Here is a 19,390-nt window from a genome sequence, read left to right as displayed (position 1 = left end):
AGTCAGTCACAAATGATTGTGTGCTTGATAGGGTAGGGAAAGCTACGGTGTTGTAAATGGTTACTGGCAGCAGCGGCGTTTTTCCGGATCATCCGCCGATGCCAAGGAGCCTGGTATCACTGCGTGGCATCACCCAGGTGCCACCCCGAAGATTGCATGCCGCAGTCATCTGAACGGCATTGACGCTGCGCTGCCAGTGCTCTGCCGCCGTGTTCAGGTCCGTGCCAGCGGAGCGTGGCCCACTGGAACCTCTGCAGATCCCCTACGCCCCAGGTGACCCTCCAGATGCTCTTGCCGCCCCAAATGACATAAACGCACCCGCCGATTCGGCTTGCCCACCTTAGCGTTGCATCAGATACACCCACGTCCGCTTGAGTGATAACAAAGTCGCCGTGCCGGCCCGATCTCGGACAACGTCGCACTTGACGCTGCGTGGCCGCATAGGCGTTGTCGTGCTGTACGGCACTTGACCAGGATCGGCAGTGCTGCGCGTTCCTAGCGTCAACAGCAGGATCAGCCGACTGGCCATGCACCCAGCGCCGTGACGGCTGCAAACACGCTGAAGCGGCGTGACCCAAAACAACGATGACCTCTGGCGGATCACCAGGCAGGCCCTGCACCAGTGCGGACGACGTCTGATTCACATGTGCTGCCGCAGTGACCTGAAGCGTCACCCATGCCTTGCCCGCACGTATCGCTCACCGCTGCACCGATCGCGGCTCCTACACCTATACCTGTGAGCGATCGATACCACCAGCCCGATACATCCCGCGTCTTCTCATCCCCAACGCCATTGCACCGCATTTCAGCAACGCCGCACCCCCTCGATCCGTATCCAATCTTCCTCACGCTCACAACGCAGCAGATCGAACCAAGCGGCATAGCAGCGCAATACCTCTGCCTCCTCCCCGTGCAGAATCCCCGACAGCGCAAGATGTCCCCCGGGCGCAACATAGGCAGATAACCTCTCGGATAACGAAACCAACGTCGCAGCCAGGATATTGGCCACCACCACCGGATAGGTGCGTGCAGGTGCCTGAGAGGGCAGATACACCGCCAACCGTTCCACCACCCCATTGCGCCGCGCATTTTCCGTGCTTGCCAGCAACGCTTGCGGATCATTGTCCACCCCCACCGCACCGGCCGCTCCCAGCTTCAAACCAGCCATCGCCAAAATGCCGGAACCACAGCCGAAATCGAGCATTTGGCGACCCGTTAACAACCCTTGCCCCCCCAAGGTGTCGAGCCAGCGCAGGCATAACCCCGTTGTCGGATGCGTCCCCGAGCCGAAAGCCAACCCAGGATCCAGGCGTACCACCGCCGCATCGATCCCGGACGCCTCCTCAGGCACCGCCTTATTCCAGGGCACGATGAACGTACGCGCCCCAAAACGCATCGCGCGGAACTGATCCAAGCACACCCGTTCCCAGTCCTGATCCTCGACCACACCAAAACGTATCCCGGCCCACTCCAGTTCCGGATCGAACTTTTGCAACGTCCCCAGCAACCCCAGCGCATTGGTCTCTACCGGAAACAGCGCACTCAAGACCAACGCATCCCATAACACCGTCTCGCCCACCCCCGGCTCAAAGATCCCGCGCTCATGCCCCGTGTTGGCATCGGCATCTAGCAGGGTGATGGCCAACGCACCGCAGGTCTCCAACACCTGCTCATAGCGAGGTTGTGTCGTATCAGTGCAGTGCAAGGTCAGTTCTAGAAACGGCATGAGTAAATCCCCTTTAAACCGCCCATTCTCCATGTGTCTGGATGGACACCCAAGCCCCTAGAGGTGTGCAACCATCCCATCCCAGCAGCGCATTGCAGCCGCATCGCTCCCTACAGAGGGCACACCACAGCGCAGCGGGAGAGGGCCTTTCCACACCTAAACTGGCAAGGGAAATTATCACGCCGCGACGGCTAGCAAGCATCCACCCACTGGTTGGCCTGAAACGCCACACACGTATTGACGTTGCCACTTGAAGAATATCTAAGGCTAACCCATAGATCTGATAAACAAGATTGCTCCAGATAGTGAGCCACAGATAAAACCATGCAGGGAGTGATCTGTCCGTCGCACGACCTAATACCATCATTTCAAGTCATCCAAAAAAAATGAAAAAAGCAAAAAGTGATAAGACTGACCCGGTGGCTATATTGATATAGCTTCTGACTTTTGGTTTTTTTAGGGCTACATTTGCAAACGATATAAATATCGTCATTAGAGTAAACCATGCGAATATATTGAATGAATGAATGGTGACGAGTTCAAATCCTTTTTTTATGCTATCTCCAGAAGATAGAAACTTTGGAAATACAGTGATATAGAATATAGAAACTTTAGGATTTAATATTTGCGTTAAGAACCCATCCATATAACTCGTTGATAATTTTGTTTTATTTTTTAAATGATTTTCTTCGCTTGATACAATCTCATTTTTTTTAAAGCCTTTAATCCCTGAAGCTATAGACTTCACACCCATGTATAATAAATAAGTACCGCCCATCAACTTAACTAAAAGAAAGAGAGCATGATTACTTAGGACAATAGCTGATACACCTAGTATAGAGAAAGCCCCATGAACATATGTTGCAGTGCATAGTCCGGCAACGCTGGCGAATGAATTTTTCTTTCCTAATCTTGATGCATGATCAATGATGAGGGCCATGTTTGGCCCTGGGGATATCACCAAGAAAAGAGAAACGATGAAAAACGTTAATACCTGATGATTCATTTTACATTGATCTCTGCAATTAAATTACCATCAATATATAGATTTGTTTTATCATTGTTTGACAGTTTTCCTACTCCCTTAGATCTCCAGGTATATATGATGTCACCCTCACTTGGCTGAATATATTGACTAATAAAAGATATTATTTCTTCAAAACTAAAAGCTTTCACCTGTCCAGTGTTGCTTGGCCTATCTTTCCTAACCCAATGAATCCGATAACCTTATGCTTCGGGAGAATTTTTTTAGGTTATTTTCCTGCTATGTGCCATTATATTTCTTGGCAAGATTAATTATGCCTTGATACCTGTCTACATCCATCTAGTATCATTGATAGTGCTGTATCAGCTACTTCATCGATACAATATGAAAGATTATTTGCAAACTCAACCCCATGCTTCCTAATTGCTTCATAGTCAACTTGGTCATATCCAATGCCAAATCTAACTGCTATTTTACATTCTTTTAGCTTCTTGGCTGTTTTTTCTGTGATTTTTTCGTGCCAAATCAATAAAGCATTAATTTCATAAGGGCATCACTCGGAAAATCGTCTTCATTGAATTGAATCGAAAAATAAAACTCAGCGCCACGATCAATCAGTGGCTTTTCAAAATCACTCCTGTTCTCCGTGAGATCAAAAAAAGCCTATATCACAGTATTCATTCCAACATTTCATCCTCGTCGGCATCCTCCTCCACCAAAGAATCCAGTGGCCTCCATACCATCGAGTCGCTCAGACATATCAACGGTCATAGCAACCTTGAGCGCATCGGCCTTGGTATTCCAAAAGTCCATCATGAATCAGATCCTTTATACAGGCGGTTGACTAGGTAGTAAGCACTTTTCTTCTTCTATGTGGTCGCTACCACTATTTCGCATGAGATGGATAAGTGATGATGAAATTTCTGACCCACTGCGGGATCGGGCGCAACGGGCGATCCGTGCCCCGCTTGCACGGGGCTTGGCTTCTCAGCTGATCGTCCCCCCAGCGGTGAATGACGGCCGCTCCCCGATCAGCACAATCAATCCAGCACATCTGTGGAGTGTGTCGTGTCCTGCTTTGTTATCAACTCGATTTTGGCGAAGGTTGGTCACCAGATCATGAGCAGCACCAGGCACGGCCAGCGTCCAGAAGCCAACTACCATGATGTCGGCAATGGCCTCACGCCAGAGTGGTGTAGTCAGCCGGTCCTCTGTTTTAAGCAGGCCCTCAAGGTCTTTGACCCCAGAAGCATCAACGGGTGCGACCGACTGCACCCCAACGTCGTCTTGGCTAACTGTTGGAGTGTCCCGAGAGACATCCAAGCAATGCCCACATTCAGGCAACATCACGCCTTGTCACCATAGCGCCGGGCCAATTGGGCCAACCAGTGTGCCAGCGCCGCTGCGCTGCTTGGGCGGTAGCGGCCTTATTGTGATGCGACCAGAGATACTCAGAGAGCTGCGATTGTCGCTGCTGTTCTCCACAGTCAGCCGACTATCGAGCAGCCGAGCACCGGCCACGGGTACGCACGTCGTGCCGGTACTGTAGCGCTGACTGATCGTTGGCACCCCGCACAGCTGATCCGGCCACGTACCCACAAATACATCCCATGCATCCAGCAACAGCTCCAGCGCCCCGCGTATTTAAGCCGGGTGCGGAGAGTTTGGATGTGGAGTGTGTGCTGTACTTTTCGAACTGAGCCTGAGTGTTTTTCTGAAGTTGGCGTGAGTGGAATGTCCGCGCACGGCTTAGCACATTTTTACGCTGGCCGGATTAAAATGTGATAAATATCACCTTATCTCATGGAGCATCCCTCACCTGACCTGGGCGTTCGGGATCCTCCCTCATCACAAGGACTATGGATGAACAAGGACCTGTACCGCCTGATCTACAACCGCGCCCTGCGCCTATGGCAAGTGGCTTCAGAACTGGCTGTTCCACGCGGTAGCGCCGCGGGCACCTCACCGCAGCTAGCGCGCCGACAGACCGCGCAAGTGCGTGCAGTGTCCTTTGGATTATGGTTGAGCCTGGGTTGGGTTGGGGTGTGCAGCCTGGCTGGCGCCCAAGTGGTGGCCGATCCCCAGGCCCCCGGGACGCAGCGCCCCACGATTTTGGAAGCGTCCCCTGGTGTTGCCCTGATCAATATTCAAACCCCCAGCCAGGCGGGAGTATCGCGCAACACCTACCAACAGCTAGACGTGGGCGCCTCTGGCGCGATTCTCAACAACGCCCGCACCCAAACCCAAACACACCTGGGCGGCTGGGTACCGGGCAACCCCTGGCTGGCGACCGGCACCGCCCGGGTGATTCTTAACGAAGTAAACAGCGCCCAACCCAGCCAATTGCATGGCATGGTGGAAGTGGCTGGCGCCCGCGCCCAAGTGATCATTGCCAACCCTTCTGGGATCACCTGCAGCGGCTGCGGGGTGCTCAACGCCAGCCGTTTCACCCTGAGCACGGGAGCTCCCGAGTTTGATGCTGGCGGCGCCTTAGAGAGCTACCGCGTTCAAGGCGGTGCTATTCGCCTGGACGGCGCTGGCCTGGACAGCCGCACGGCTGACTACACCGCCCTGATCACCCGCTCCATACAGCTCAACGCTGGCCTATGGGCCCAGCAACTGCAGGGGAGCATTGGCGCTGCCTCCGTGCCGGCTGACGGTAGCGCGGCTGTCTCCCTGCCTGGCGCGGCGGCGCCTCCGGCCTTTGCCCTGGATGTATCGGCCCTGGGCGGGATGTACGCCGGCAAGATCACCCTGATAGGCACCGAACACGGCTTAGGCGTCCGTCATGCTGGCGCCATGACGGCCCAGTCCGGTGAACTGGTGGTCACGGTGGATGGCCGCCTAGACAACAGTGGTCGCCTGCAAGCGGCCACAGACACGCACCTGAACGCGACACAGGGGGTTGGCAACAGCGGCCTGATCAGTGCTGCCCAGACCCTGCACCTGCACACTCAGGCCGACATTGACAACCGCAGCGGCACCCTCAACGCCGCTCGACTGGACCTGAGCGGCGCCACCCTGGACAACCGCGGCGGTCGCCTGGAACAAACCGGCGCCCAACCCCTATCCATCCAAGCCCAGCAGTTCGACAACCAAGCCCAAGGCCGCCTGGGAGCTGTGGAGGGGCCGTCTATCGGGCAGCCTCCCTCCACGGACCTGCCCACCGGCCCCAGCGCCCCTCCCGTCGCCGTTGAGCCTCCTGGCAGCCCCCCCCCCTTCCGTTGCCATTGAACCTCCTGGCAACGACACCTCCCCCCTGCCTGCGTCCCCCCCTGCCATCTCCCTGCTGGCCGACGGTCGCCTGACCCTAGAGAGTGACATTGACAACCGCGGCGGCCTCATCACGGCTGGCGGCGCCATCAACGCCACCCTGAGCGGCCTGGACAACCGCCACGGCCACGCCGCCCTGAACCAACTGACCCTGCAAGGCCAAGGGTTGGATAACCGTCACGGCATCCTGCACCTTGCAGCAGAGGCCCTCATTCACAGCCAAGTGGTCAACAACGCCGCTGGGCAACTCCAAGCCAGCGGCGCCCTGGACCTGAACACCCAACAGTTCAACAACCGTGGCGGCCAATTCCTCCACACCGGCCCCCAGGCGGCCCACCTGCGCATTGATGGCCTACTGGACAACCAACACGGCGTGCTGGCCAGCGCGGCTAACGCTCTGACCCTGCAGACCGGGCAACTTACTAATGACGCCGGCCAACTTCAGGCCAGCGGCGCCCTGGCCCTGAACACCCAACAGTTCAGCAACCGTGGCGGCCAATTCCTCCACACCGGCCCCCAGGCGGCCCACCTGCGCATTGATGGCCTACTGGACAACCAACACGGCGTGCTGGCCAGCGCGGCTAACGCTCTGACCCTGCAGACCGGGCAACTTACTAATGACGCCGGCCAACTTCAGGCCAGCGGCGCCCTGGACCTACAGACCCACCAGCTCAACAACCGTGGCGGCCAACTCCTCCACACCGGCCCCCAGGCGGCCCACCTGCGCATTGGTGGCCTGCTAGACAACACCACTGGCACCCTATCCAGCACCGGCAGCGCCCTCACCCTCAACGCCACCACCCTGGATAACAGCGGCGGCACCGTACAGCACAGCGGGCAGGGGTCCCTGCAGATCGACGCCGCCACCCTTTTCGGCCCCGGCGGCACCCTGAGCAGCCAAGGCGCCCTGAGCATCACCGGCACCCAGACCGACCTGAGCCAAGGCACCACCTGGGCCCAGCACGTGAGCATCCGTACCGGCGTCCTCAGCACCGCCGGCGGCCAACTTACCGCCCAGTCAGACCAAGCCCTCCAACTGGAGGCCCGCACCCGCCTGGACAACCGTGGCGGCAGCATCGCCACCAACGGCGTGCTGGACCTACACACCGCCACCCTGGATAACCGCGGCGGCACCCTGCACAGCACCGGCCCCGGCGCCAGCCGCCTGGAGGCCACCCAAGCCCTAGACAACCGCGGCGGCCATCTATTGCTCACTGGCCCGGCCACCCTGACCACCGGCACCTGGGACAACACCCAAGGCCAGCTGCTGCTCAGCGGCCCTGGCACCCTGCACGCCAGCACCCTGGACAACCGCGGCGGCGTCCTGCACACCGCCACCGGTCTGCTGGACCTGCACGTTACTGGCACCCTCAACAACCAAGACAACGGCACCCTGTCCAGCGGCCAAGACCTGCGCCTGAGCGCGGCCACCGTGTTCAACCAACACGGCACCCTGGACGCGGCCGGCGCAGCGCAGCTGCACCTGAGCGGCCTGCTGGACAACAGCGCCGGCCTGCTGCAGAGTCGCGAAGCCCTCTGGCTCAGCAGCGCCGGCCTGACCAACCGCGCCGGCACCCTGAGCGGCGCCCAAGTGACCCTGTACACCCAAAACCAACCCTTGGACAACCGCGGTGGCCGCCTGGGCAGCACCAGCGGCACCGTGACCCTGCACAGCGGCGTCCTAGACAACCGTGCCGGCCTGGTGCAAGCGGCCACTGCCCTGCGCATCGACACCGGCCCGCACCTTCTGGACAACAGCGCCGGCGGCGCCCTACTGGCTGGCGGCGCCCTCGACCTGCGCAGCGCCACCCTAAACAACCACGGCGGCCAAGTATTCTCCCAAGCCGCCACCCAGCTGCACAGCACCCACATTGACAACACCGCTGGCGGCCAACTTGGCGGCGCCAACGGTCTCCAGATCGACGCCCACACCCTGAGCAACACCGGCGGACGCCTGCACAGCGGCGCGGATGCGCGCCTGCACCTAGACAACCGCCTGGACAACCACGACGGCCTGATCAGCGCCGCCGGGGCCCTGGCGATCACCACCACCACCCTGGACAACCGAACGACCCCTGCGGCCCCGGACCCTGGCTCCCGCCCCCGTGACACCGCCGCCCCGGCCACCGGCCTGCACGCCACCCACCTGCAGATCGACAGCACCACCCTGGATAACCGCGATGGCCACCTCAGCGCTGCCCAAGACATCGCCCTGACCCTACGCGGCGCCCTGCAGAACACCGCCGGACGCCTCACTGCCGGCGGCACCCTACAGCTGAGTGCCGCCCAACTGACCAACCAAGCCGGCACCCTGCTGAGTGGCGGCGCCCAAAGCCTGCACCTGAGCGCCTTCAGCGGCGCCGGCCTGCTGCATGCTGGCACCGCCCTGACCCTGGCCCTGCAGGAAGGTCTGGACAACGGCGGCACCCTCAGCGCCGCCGGCCTGCTCACCGTGCGTACCGCCGGGGCCCTGCACAACCGCGGCCTTATCCAGGCGGCGGACCTGACCCTGCACGCCCAGCGCATCGATAACGTGGCCACCGGGCAGATGGCTGCCAGCGGCCAAGCCCAGCTCAGCGCCGCGGACACCTTCAGCAACGCCGGCCTGCTGCACACCGGCGACCTGACCCTGCACGCCCAGCGCATTGACAACGCTGCCACCGGGCAGATGGCTGCCAGCGGCCAAGCCCAGCTCAGCGCCGCGGACACCTTCAGCAACGCTGGCCTGCTGCACACCGGCGACCTGACCCTGCAGGCCCGCACCATTGACAACGCTGCCACCGGGCAGATGACTGCCAGCGGCCAAGCCCAACTCACCGCGACCGAGACCCTCACCAACAGCGGCCTGCTTCAGGGCCGTGACCTGACCCTGCACGCCCAGAACATCGATAACGTGGCCACCGGGCAGATGGCTGCCAGCGGCCAGGCCCAACTCACCGCGACCGAGACCCTGAGCAACAGCGGCCTGCTTCAGGGCCGTGACCTGACCCTGCAGGCCCAGCGCATCGATAACGTGGCCACCGGGCAGATGGCTGCCAGCGGCCAAGCCCAACTCACCGCCACCGCGACCCTGAGCAACAGCGGCCTGCTTCAGGGCCGTGACCTGACCCTGCACGCCCAGCGCATCGATAACGCTGCCGCCGCCCAGATCCTTGCCAGCGGCCAAGCCCAGCTCAGCGCCGCGGACACCTTCAGCAACGCCGGCCTGCTGCACACCGGCGACCTGACCCTGCAGGCCCGCACCATTGACAACGCTGCCACCGGCCAAATCACCGCCAGCGGCCAGGCCCAACTGACCGCCACTGCGACCCTGAGCAACCGCGGCCTGATTGATGCGGCCACCACCCACCTCCAGGCCGCCACCCTCGACAACATTGGCACCGCGCGCCTCTACGGCGACCACCTCGCCCTCCAGGCCCAGACCCTCACCAACCGCGATGAATCCACCGCCGGCCAGACCCACGCCGCCACCATTGCCGCCCGCGAACGCCTGGACATTGGCGCGGCCACCGTGCGTAACAGCGGCGCCGCCCTGATCTACAGCGCCGGCGATGCCGCCATTGGCGGCACCTTGGATAGCGATCGCCACGCCACCGGCAGCGCCACCCTGCTGGACAACCGCAGCGCCACCATTGACGTGGACGGCGCCTTGGACATCACCACCACCACCCTCAACAACATCCGCGACAACGTCCACCTCACCCAGGCGCCCGGCGTGAGCACCACCGTACGCATGTCCCAACCGGCCTGGCGCGACAACCAACGCAACAATGACGCGGACTTCACTCTCACCAGCAACTACGACGCCCACGAGATCTACTACCTCAACCCCAACGACATCCTCCAAGACGAACCCTATACCACCCCGGACGGCTACATCATCCACCGCGCCGTGGTGCGCCTGACCCCGCAGACCAGCGCCTACCTGTATGCCCGCGGCGGCCTGTATGCCGCCCGCGGCCAACGCCAGCGCCTGGACCTGAGCCAGCGCGAAGGCATCGTCGTGCTGTACTACACCGACCGCCAAGACCAACAACCCAACCCCGACCAAGTCCAAAGCGCCGCCCGGCAGGGCAGCGCCTGGGCCGGCCTGGACACCCCCCAAAAAAACGAACGCCAACAAGACGTCCACATCACCTACCAAGACGAAGTCCTGACCTACGACCCGGCCTACGGCACCTGCCGTACCGACTGCGTCCGGCTGATCACCTGGCGTGACTACACCGACCCGGACCACACCCTGACCCACATGCGCCGCGGCCCCACGGATGTCAAAACCAACGAACAGTACCGCCACGCCACCAAGACCACCGTCGACGACATCCTGCAACCGGGCGTCGGCGCCGCGGCGCTGATCCAATCTGGCGGCGCCATGTTCGTCCAGGTCGACCGCCTGGCCAACCACTACGCCGACATCCTTGCCGGTGGCGACCAGACCATCGTTGGCCTGCCGCCACACCCGCCCAAGGACCCCGAAAAAGCCCCGGAGTACAGCAAAGCCAGCCTCATCGACAACCTCACTGCTGAACTGTCGCGCACCACGCAGTTCAACAACATCAGCTACACCTACGCCGGCGCCGCCGAGACCTGGACCATGCCGTCCCAGCGCTACACCATCGGCCAAATTGGCGGGCGCATCACCAGCGGCGGCCACCAATACATCGCCGCCGTGGATGTCAACAACCGCCTGCAATCCCTGCATACCACCACCCACGTCGAACACCCGCCCCTGGGCGACCTGCACACCAGCCCCCCGATGCCGCTGATGCCCGAGCTCACCCCGGCTCCGAGCACGGACCAGTCTGCCGAGGAGCCCGCCTTATCCGTGGAGAGCCAGCTCCCGCTGACCATCCCCGACACCACCCTGCAGGACCTGGCGGACGCCCGCCTACCGACCCTGCACACCGACAACGCCCCGATCAGCGTGGCTGCCCCGTCCTGGGCCACCGCGACCACCGTTCCTGGCCCCCTGATCCTGCCCAACAACCGCCTGTTTACCGTCCATCCCGACGCCGCCAGCCTCATCGTCACCGACCCACACTTTAGCGGCGGCAGCGACCGGACCACCGCCGACCGACAACTTCAGGCCCTGAACGACCCCCTGGCCAGCATGCACAAACGCCTTGGCGACGGCTTTTACGAACAACGCCTGATCCGCGAACAAATCGCCCAACTCACCGGGCGGCGCTTGCTGGACGGCTACGCCAACGACGACCAACAATACCGCGCCCTGCTGGACGCCGGCGTCACCGTTGCCCAGCACTACGGCCTACGCCCCGGCATCGCCCTGAGCGCTGACCAAATGGCCCAACTCACCAGCGACATCGTCTGGCTGGTGGAACAACCCGTCACCCTGCCCAACGGCACCAGCACCACCGCCCTGGTGCCCCGTGTCTACCTACGCCCGCGCCGCGGGGACCTGAAGACCGACGGCGCCCTCATGGCCGGTGCCCGCCTCACCATGGACCTATCGGGCACCCTCACCAACACCGGCACCCTCACCGGGCGCGACCGCCTCACGATTGACGCGGACAACATCCACCAAGAAGGCGGCCAGATGGACGCCGACCACGTCAAAGTGCATACCAAAGACACCCTCACCGACATTGGCGGCACATTCAGCGCCCGCAGTTCACTGGATGTCACCGCCGCTGGCGGCCTGATAGCCCGCAGCACCACACGCGGCTACAGTACCTCAGGCCAACGTCACTTCAGCCGCACCGAAATCGACCGTCCATCGACCTTTCGCGTCACCGGCCCCGGCGGCACCCTGCACGTGACTTCCGACAAAGACATGACCCTGCAAGGCGTCACTTTCAGCAACACCGGCCCGGGCGGCACCAGCAGCGTCACCGCCGCCGGCAAACTCAACATGGCCACCGTGGCCGTGGGCGAAACCAACACCGCCACCCTAGGACCGGGCAACAGCATCCACAGCACCCGCGACAGCGAAGTAGGCACCCGTATTACTGGCACTGGCAACGTCACCATCAAAGGCGAGGGTGGCGTCATCGGGCGTGCCGTGACCCTGGACAGCCGCCAAGGCAAGCTGAACATCAGTTCTGCTGACGGCACCGTGGCCCTGGTGGCCGGCCAAGAACGGCGCAGCGGCCAAGAAGAACGCACCAGCCGGCGCAGCGGCCTATGGGGCTCCAGCCGTAGCCACAGCACCGCCAGCAGCCAAGACACCATTGCCCTGGGCAGCGTCCTGGGCGGCACCAAGGTCACCGTCACAGGCGACAAGGTTTACAGCGTTGGCACCGACTTTATAGCCGATGGCAACCCCCACATTGAAGGCACCCACGGCGTGGGCATGTTCGGCGCCCAAAACACCCACAGCTCCAGCTACAGCACCACCCAGCGCCGCAGCGGCGTGTTCGGTTCTGGCGCCGGCTTCACCGTGGGCTCCCAAAAAGCCAGCCAACAAGGCAGCCACCACGCCACCTACTTGACCGGCAACACCGTGGCCGCCCTCAATGGCAACATCTTCATCTCCTCCAGCAAAGGCGCCGTCCAGGCCCCTGGCATCGACCTGATTGCCCCGGAAGGCAACATTGACATCCACGGCAAAAAAGTAGCCATTGTCGAAGCCCGTGAGACCGAGCACACCACTCAGGAAACTAAGTTTCGCCAAAGCGGCCTGACCGCGAGCCTGAGCAATCCAGCGATTGCGGCCTTCCAAACCACCCAGCACATGACAGCGGCCGCCGGGCGGACCTCCACCCCCCGCCTCCAGGCCCTAGCGGGAATCACCGCCGCCCTGGCCGCCAGAAACGCCGTAGATGCCATCGGCAGCGACCCCAAGGTCCTGGGCGGCGTAAACCTCACGGCGACCCTGGGCACCACCCAATACCACAGCACCACCACCACCCACAGCGACCGCGCCGTTGCATCCACCCTCCACGCCGGCGGCAACATCACCATCAGCGCCACCGGCGCCGGTGAACAGTCCACCCTGACCCTGAGCGGCACCCAGATCAGCGCTGGCAACGTCACCCACCTCAAAGCCGATGGCGACCTTGTCATGGCGGCGGCCAAAAACACCGAACAGATGACCCGCGACAGCCGCGGCAGCGGTCACGGCGTGGGAGTGGCGGTGAACCTGGGCACCGGCGGCGCCAGCGCCGGCTTCACCGTCCAGGGCAGCGCCTCCAAAGGCAGCGGCGCCAGTACCGATGTCACCTGGACCAACACCCGCGTGCAGGGCGGTCGCTTGCTGGTGCTGGAATCTGGGGGCAACACCATCCTACGCGGCGCCGTGGCCAGCGCCCCCCAGCTGATGGCCACCATTGGCGGCAACCTAGACATCGAAAGCCTCCAAGACACCCACCAGTACCGCAGCAAAGATCAAAGCATCGGCGGCAGCTTCACCGCTGGGGTTGGTGTTTCTGGCAGCGCCCACCTCAACCATCACACCATCCGCAGCGACTACAGCAGCGTTACCGAACAAAGCGGCCTGCTGGCTGGTGATGGGGGCTTTCAAGTGACCGTGGGCGGGCACACCACCCTGATGGGCGGCCTGATCACCTCCAGCGCCGCCGCCGCCCAAGCGGGCCTGAACGTCCTGGACACCGCCACCCTGAGCGAAACAGCGCTGGACAACCACGCCTCCTACAGCGCCAGCCACGTGAGCCTAGGCGGCGGCTACAGCCGCGGCCCCGGCGGCGTGGGGACCGACCAACAAGGCCGCGCCGCCACCGCAGAACAGGTGCCTGGCACCCAACTGCCGGGCTATCACGGCGTGAGCGTGGCTCCCCCCGGCGTCATCAACGCCCGCGACGCCAGCCACAGCACCACCCAAAGCGGCATCAGCGCTGGCGCCATCACCATCCGTGACCAAGCCGGCCAACAGGCCCGCACCGGGCAGACCGCCGCCGAGACCATCGCCGCCCTCAACCACGACGTGCTCACCGGCCAAGACACCAGCCACACCCTGCAGCCGATCTTCAACGAACAAGAGATCAAAGCCGGCTTTACCATCGTCAGCGGCCTACAGCGCGAAGTCGGCACCTTTATTAACAACCGCGCTCAAGAAGCCACCCAAACCCAACAGGCCCTAGACAGCGAACGCGCCAAACCCGAACACCAACGTGACCCGGCCCTAATCGCGGCCCTACACCAACGCCTCCAAGACAACGCCACCTGGGACGTAGGCGGCACCGGCAGAACGATTGTGACCGCCCTGAACCTGGCCGCCGGCAGCCACGTGACCGGCAGCGCCACCCAAATGCTTCAAGGCGCCGCGGTCAACTACCTGCAAAGCCTAGGCGCCAGCCAAGTCAAAACACTGGCCGACCAACTAGACAGCGAACCGGCCCGTGCGGCCCTGCAAGGCCTGCTGGGCTGCGCTGGTGCTGCCGCCCAAGGCCAAGGGTGCGGCGCCGGCGCGACTGGCGCGGCGGCGGCCGTGGTCATCAATAACCTACTGGACCGCGCCACCGGCGCCGACGTCGCCAGCCTGAGCGCCGCGGAAAAACAACAGCGCACCGATACCGTCACCAGCCTGGTGGCCGGCATCACCGCTGCCGCCGGTGGCGAAGCGGCGGTGAGCAGTGCAGCAGCCCGGCTGGAAACCGAAAACAACGCGGTCTTCGTCCCCGTGCTCATTGGTGCCCTTTGGTTAGCCGATAAAGGCCTGACCGCCTATGACGCCTGGCAAGACATCAAAGCGATTCGTTCAGGGGAAAAGACCATAGAACAAGTGGCCCTAGAAAAAGGCGAGGAATACATCGCCTCGGTGATGATCGGCAACCTGGCCAAATACGGCGTGAGAGCGGCCAAAATCGGCGGTCGCTGGATCTCCGGCAAAGCCGATGACATTGCCAAAGCCGAGAAACAAGCCCTTGATCAAATTGCACACAATCCTAAAGGGCCTGATCTCACCTCAAAGCCCATTGGCAGTGTTTTAGAGCAACAGCGCATAAAGCGCCTGGATAACGTAAAAGGCGTGATTGGGAAGGGCAATGCAAAGGATGGCTTAGTGGTTGGAGGCGTGGAGTTCAAAGCCATCCCGTATGACCCCAAAGTGAAAGGGGGAAGTAATAAAATGGGTAATGCGAAGGTGTTTGATTCTCAGGTGTTAACGGATCAGGATATTAAAAACTACGCACAGCAATTGGCCGGAGATGTGCCTTTAAAGCAGGTGAAGCCAGGTATTTATCTGGCTGAACTGAGTGATGGAACGAAGGTGACGTTGAGGTCTGTGTCTACTTCACAAGAGGTGACTCAAGCAAGATGGACGATTGATATCAAAGATAACCCCTCTTTGATGAATATTACAAAAGAAAAAGTTGAACTTAAATTTAGGTGAGAGGTGATTGGATGTTAACCCAAGAGCAGATAGATTCTATTTGTGACCCGGACAGGTCGGACGAGCCTTTGCATTTTCTTTGGAGTTATGTAGGGGATGCACATGGAATTTCTTCTACGCAAATAGATAAGGATTCATTTGAAGAGAGAAAAAACGATTTCTTCTTTGTACTGAGGAAATTAATGGATGAGGGTCGTTTCAAGCTTGGTCACAGAAAGGAGGAGCGTATTATGCAGGGGTCCACCGAGGAGGTGCTGGAGCCGTTCAGACAATGTTTTCCTGCTTCGGATGAAGCGCTAGAGAAAGGACTTTGGTTAGTGTTTGAGGAGTGTCCATTCGTCGCCGTCTGGGTATATAAAGGATTAGGAGAACATGGTGAGGATGATTACGGATGGTGTTTTTGATGATGCCTCAGTAATTGCACTGCCTCTTGAGGTGAGTGGTGTTGCTGCACGGGTGCCGCGTCCCCAAGGGGGGGTGCCGGTGCGGGTATGATTGCTAATATAAATCGTGGTGTTTTATTTAAAGGCTATTGAATAAAGCAGGGTGTGTTTGGGTCGCCTCGCCTAAATCATCAATGGGTTATTTTTGGTTTAAATCTAAAACCAACCTCATCCGAATATAAAGCGGGAAGTCATAAAACGTCGTCAGCGGCCTACAGCGCGAAGTCGGCACCTTTATTAACAACCGCGCTCAAGAAGCCACCCAAACCCAACAGGCCCTAGACAGCGAACGCGCCAAACCCGAACACCAACGTGACCCGGCCCTGATCGCGGCCCTCCAGCAGCGCCTCCAAGACAACGCCACTTGGGCCCCCGGCGGCACCTATCGGCAAATCACTACCGCCTTAGCCGCCGGCATCAGTGGCAATGCCAGCGCCGCCACGCGCGAGGTAGCTAACACCATGCTGGTGAACTACGTACAGCAACAAGGGGCCTCCTATATCGGTCACCTGGTCGCCAACGGGCAACTCACCGAAGGCACGCCCTTACACGCGGCCTTGCATGCCATCGTGGCGTGCGCCGGTGCCGCGGCCAGCCAGCAAGGCTGCGGCAGCGGGGCCACGGGCGCGGCGGCCTCCAGCGTACTCACCGGTTTATTCAGCGCCACCACGCCCGATGAAACCGCCCAGCAGCGTGAAGCAAAACGCAACCTGATTCTTTCCCTGGTCACCGGCATTGCCAGCGCCGGCGATGCCCATGCAGCCAGCGCCACCCATGCAGCCACTGCGGCGCTGGATAACAACTGGCTTGCCACCCAGCAAAACGCGCAAATGAATCAGGAGCTTGCAGCGGCCAATGGCCTCTTGGAATCGCTGCAAGTGGCGGCCAAATGGGGTTCCATTTATGCAAGACAAGAAGGATTAACGGGCGTTGGATTAGTCAAAGGCTTAGCCGAATCAGGCCTCAGCGATATTCAAGGACTGGTGCAATTTCTCTCCAACCCCATGGCTGGCCTTCGTGGCCTGAAGGAGCTGATCACCAACCGAGAAGTACGCCAGCAATTAGGCGACAGCGTTTTTCAGGAGATAGATCACAAGATTGATCGCATGCAGACGGCCCTGACCGTTGGAGGTAATCAGCATGCCGAGCAATACGGTCGCGATCTTGGCACCGTGGTCTGGGATATTGGTTCAGTTGTCTTGGGGGTGGGCGGCGTGGCCAAAGGCGGTGCGGCCCTTACCAACGTAGGCATCAATCTGAGTAAAGATGTCTTGGAAGGCATGGCCGCGTCTAAGGCCTATCAGCTGGGCCGTGCGGAGGCGATTGCCAGTGCGGAACAAGCTCAGCACTTCTATCGAGATGGTGCCGCTTACCTCTTGCCGGCAGAAATCAGAACAACCAGTGGCGTGGTCATCAAGGCTAATCCTGATAAGACCACCACGGTGCTTGGAGCCTTTTTAGATGACACTGATCGCATCATCAATCTAGAACTGGGCTTGCCCAAGTCAATGATTATTGATGGCCCAATACAACCTGGCTCGTTTAATTTACTGAATACCCCAGATAGTCTGTACGCCGCATTAGGCCCAGAGAAATTCTGGCAACAGGTCAATAAACCCTTCCTGGATGCCGCTATAAAAAGAGGAGATGACATTGTGCTGGCAACAACACCAAAAAGTGGACCTTTTATTCTAAATTCAAAAGAATCAGGAAATATGCTTAGAGCAGATGGAACCCTGACCGGCTTTGGACGTGAAATAACCTATCTCGAGAAACATGGATATATTTATGACGCAGCTACAGGAAAAATGGTGAAACCATGAGTAAGCAATCCCTCACAGTGGAAAAAGAGTGGTTAAGAGTAGTCGAATGCCATCGCAAGCTTGCTGAATTTGGCTTTGTTGAAAGTCATCCTGTAGATCCGCGAGGAAGGTTGAAAAAAGCGCGCTTCTCATCAAAGAATTTCATTTTTGTCATTGGCATTGATCTGCTTCTGAATGAGCAATCTGGGCAAACCCTTGATGCTGATACAGGGATGACGGTGCCGACACTGGGATCAGCGCTGTGTTATTTTTTGCCAGAGATTGACAGCCTCATCGCCCGGTATGAGGGTAAAGATACTATAGAGCAGTCCTTCGACGTCACGGTTGCTTTATATCGAGAAAATCCCTGGGTGATTCACTCTAAGGCGTGGACATTAGATCAAGAATTTCTTGATGCCATTAAAAAAACCGAACAATGGGTTTATAAAGAAATGCATGGTAAAACGCATCCTTTAAAGCAATGGGAATTTGAAAGAAAACTGCATTCATACCGCAAGCCAGAGACGCAGATTCCAAGTGAGGTGCGTTAGAAAAATCATGCATTGAGTAAAAGAACTAAATCTGAGCTGCGCTGCCGCCCAAGGGTAGGGCGGCGGTAGTGCGACCCGGCCCTAATCGCGGCCCTCCAGCAGCGCCTCCAAGACAACGCCACCTGGGACGTAGGCGGCACCGGCAGAACGATTGTGACCGCCCTGAACCTGGCCGCCGGCAGCCACGTGACCGGCAGCGCCACCCAAATGCTTCAAGGCGCCGCGGTCAACTACCTGCAAAGCCTAGGCGCCAGCCAAGTCAAAACACTGGCCGACCAACTAGACAGCGAACCGGCCCGTGCCGCCCTGCAAGGCCTGCTGGGCTGCGCTGGTGCTGCCGCCCAAGGCCAAGGGTGCGGCGCCGGCGCGACTGGCGCGGCGGCGGCCGTGGTCATCAATAACCTACTAGACCGCACCACCGGCGCCGACGTCGCCAGCCTGAGCGCCGCGGAAAAACAACAGCGCACCGATACCGTCACCAGCCTGGTGGCCGGCATCACCGCCGCCGCCGGTGGCGAAGCGGCGGTGAGCAGTGCAGCAGCCCGGCTGGAAACCGAAAACAACGCGGTCTTCGTCCCCGTGCTCATTGGGGCCCTTTGGTTAGCCGATAAAGGCCTGACCGCCTATGACGCCTGGCAAGACATCAAAGCGATTCGTTCAGGGGAAAAGACCATAGAACAAGTGGCCCTAGAAAAAGGCGAGGAATACATCGCCTCGGTGATGATCGGCAACCTGGCCAAATACGGTGTGAGAGCGGCCAAAATCGGAGGCCGCTGGATCTCCGGCAAAGCCGATGACATTGCCAAAGCCGAGAAACAAGCCCTTGATCAAATTGCACACAATCCTAAAGGGCCTGATTTAACCTCAAAGCCGATTGGCAGTGTTTTAGAGCAACAGCGCATAAAGCGCCTGGATAACGTAAAAGGCGTGATTGGGAAGGGCAATGCAAAGGATGGCTTAGTGGTTGGAGGCGTGGAGTTCAAAGCCATCCCGTATGACCCCAAAGTGCAAGGGGGAAGTAATAAAGCGGGTCATGTGAAGGTGTTTAAATCAGAGGCCTTAACGGATCAGGATATTAAAAACTATGCGCAGCAATTAGCCGGAGATGTGCCTTTAAACCAGGTGAGGCCAGGGGTTTATCTGGCTACGCTGAGTGATGGAACGAAGGTGACCTTGAGGTCTGCTTCTTCTTCAAATGAATTGACTAAAGCAAGATGGACGATTGATATAGACAATAATCCTTCTTTAAGAGAAATTACAAATAAAAAAGTTGAACTTAAATTTAGGTGAGAGGTGATTG

13 protein-coding genes are annotated in these 19,390 nt (G+C 59.7%); 6 read left to right on the top strand and 7 right to left on the bottom strand.

Features of this window, described 5'->3' with window-relative positions:
- Nucleotides 1–116: 116 nt before the first annotated feature.
- From PLS229_RS07195 to PLS229_RS07165, 7 genes are all read right to left on the bottom strand, one after another.
- On the bottom strand, nucleotides 117–644 hold the full coding sequence (locus PLS229_RS07195; RefSeq protein WP_160165171.1) for a hypothetical protein: 528 nt from the start codon (nucleotides 642–644) through the stop codon (nucleotides 117–119).
- Nucleotides 645–805: 161 nt separating this feature from the next.
- Nucleotides 806–1,726 (bottom strand): 50S ribosomal protein L11 methyltransferase, encoded by a 921-nt coding sequence (prmA, locus tag PLS229_RS07190; protein WP_038271207.1) that lies wholly within the window; start codon nucleotides 1,724–1,726, stop codon nucleotides 806–808.
- 373 nt (nucleotides 1,727–2,099) lie between these two features.
- The gene (locus PLS229_RS07185; protein WP_200866196.1) at nucleotides 2,100–2,666 is read right to left on the bottom strand and encodes a LysE family translocator; all 567 of its coding nucleotides are present in this window, start codon (nucleotides 2,664–2,666) and stop codon (nucleotides 2,100–2,102) included.
- A 352-nt stretch (nucleotides 2,667–3,018) separates the two neighbouring features.
- The gene (locus PLS229_RS12740; RefSeq protein WP_081755434.1) at nucleotides 3,019–3,240 is read right to left on the bottom strand and encodes a Rossmann-fold NAD(P)-binding domain-containing protein; all 222 of its coding nucleotides are present in this window, start codon (nucleotides 3,238–3,240) and stop codon (nucleotides 3,019–3,021) included.
- Nucleotides 3,241–3,401: 161 nt separating this feature from the next.
- Nucleotides 3,402–3,527, bottom strand: coding sequence for a hypothetical protein (locus tag PLS229_RS12460; RefSeq protein ID WP_267903152.1), 126 nt, complete (start codon nucleotides 3,525–3,527; stop codon nucleotides 3,402–3,404).
- Nucleotides 3,528–3,698: 171 nt separating this feature from the next.
- The gene (locus PLS229_RS07170) at nucleotides 3,699–4,061 is read right to left on the bottom strand and encodes a hypothetical protein (protein ID WP_152536614.1); all 363 of its coding nucleotides are present in this window, start codon (nucleotides 4,059–4,061) and stop codon (nucleotides 3,699–3,701) included.
- A 6-nt stretch (nucleotides 4,062–4,067) separates the two neighbouring features.
- Nucleotides 4,068–4,280 (bottom strand): hypothetical protein, encoded by a 213-nt coding sequence (locus PLS229_RS07165; protein WP_162814100.1) that lies wholly within the window; start codon nucleotides 4,278–4,280, stop codon nucleotides 4,068–4,070.
- Nucleotides 4,281–4,574: 294 nt separating this feature from the next.
- Between PLS229_RS07165 and PLS229_RS07160 the strand changes: the two genes are divergently transcribed.
- The 6 genes from PLS229_RS07160 (at nucleotide 4,575) to PLS229_RS07130 (ending at nucleotide 19,380) form a co-directional block, all read left to right on the top strand.
- On the top strand, nucleotides 4,575–5,945 hold the full coding sequence (locus PLS229_RS07160) for a two-partner secretion domain-containing protein (RefSeq protein WP_114867153.1): 1,371 nt from the start codon (nucleotides 4,575–4,577) through the stop codon (nucleotides 5,943–5,945).
- On the top strand, nucleotides 5,905–15,294 hold the full coding sequence (locus tag PLS229_RS07155) for a hemagglutinin repeat-containing protein (protein ID WP_114867152.1): 9,390 nt from the start codon (nucleotides 5,905–5,907) through the stop codon (nucleotides 15,292–15,294). Before PLS229_RS07160 ends, PLS229_RS07155 begins: the two co-directional genes overlap by 41 nt.
- A gap of 11 nt (nucleotides 15,295–15,305) precedes the next feature.
- Nucleotides 15,306–15,698: a DUF596 domain-containing protein gene (locus PLS229_RS07150; RefSeq protein WP_038273304.1), complete on the top strand. Its 393-nt coding sequence runs from the start codon at nucleotides 15,306–15,308 to the stop codon at nucleotides 15,696–15,698.
- A 500-nt stretch (nucleotides 15,699–16,198) separates the two neighbouring features.
- Nucleotides 16,199–17,560 (top strand): DUF769 domain-containing protein, encoded by a 1,362-nt coding sequence (locus tag PLS229_RS07145; protein ID WP_230428221.1) that lies wholly within the window; start codon nucleotides 16,199–16,201, stop codon nucleotides 17,558–17,560.
- Nucleotides 17,557–18,090 (top strand): hypothetical protein, encoded by a 534-nt coding sequence (locus PLS229_RS07135; protein WP_038273268.1) that lies wholly within the window; start codon nucleotides 17,557–17,559, stop codon nucleotides 18,088–18,090. Before PLS229_RS07145 ends, PLS229_RS07135 begins: the two co-directional genes overlap by 4 nt.
- 153 nt (nucleotides 18,091–18,243) lie before the next feature.
- Complete coding sequence (locus PLS229_RS07130) at nucleotides 18,244–19,380, top strand: DUF769 domain-containing protein (protein ID WP_114867151.1); 1,137 nt, start codon at nucleotides 18,244–18,246, stop codon at nucleotides 19,378–19,380.
- Nucleotides 19,381–19,390: the final 10 nt, after the last annotated feature.

Source organism: Xylella taiwanensis (assembly GCF_013177435.1).
Taxonomy (GTDB): domain Bacteria; phylum Pseudomonadota; class Gammaproteobacteria; order Xanthomonadales; family Xanthomonadaceae; genus Xylella; species Xylella taiwanensis.
This window is presented reverse-complemented; position numbering and strand designations above follow the sequence as displayed.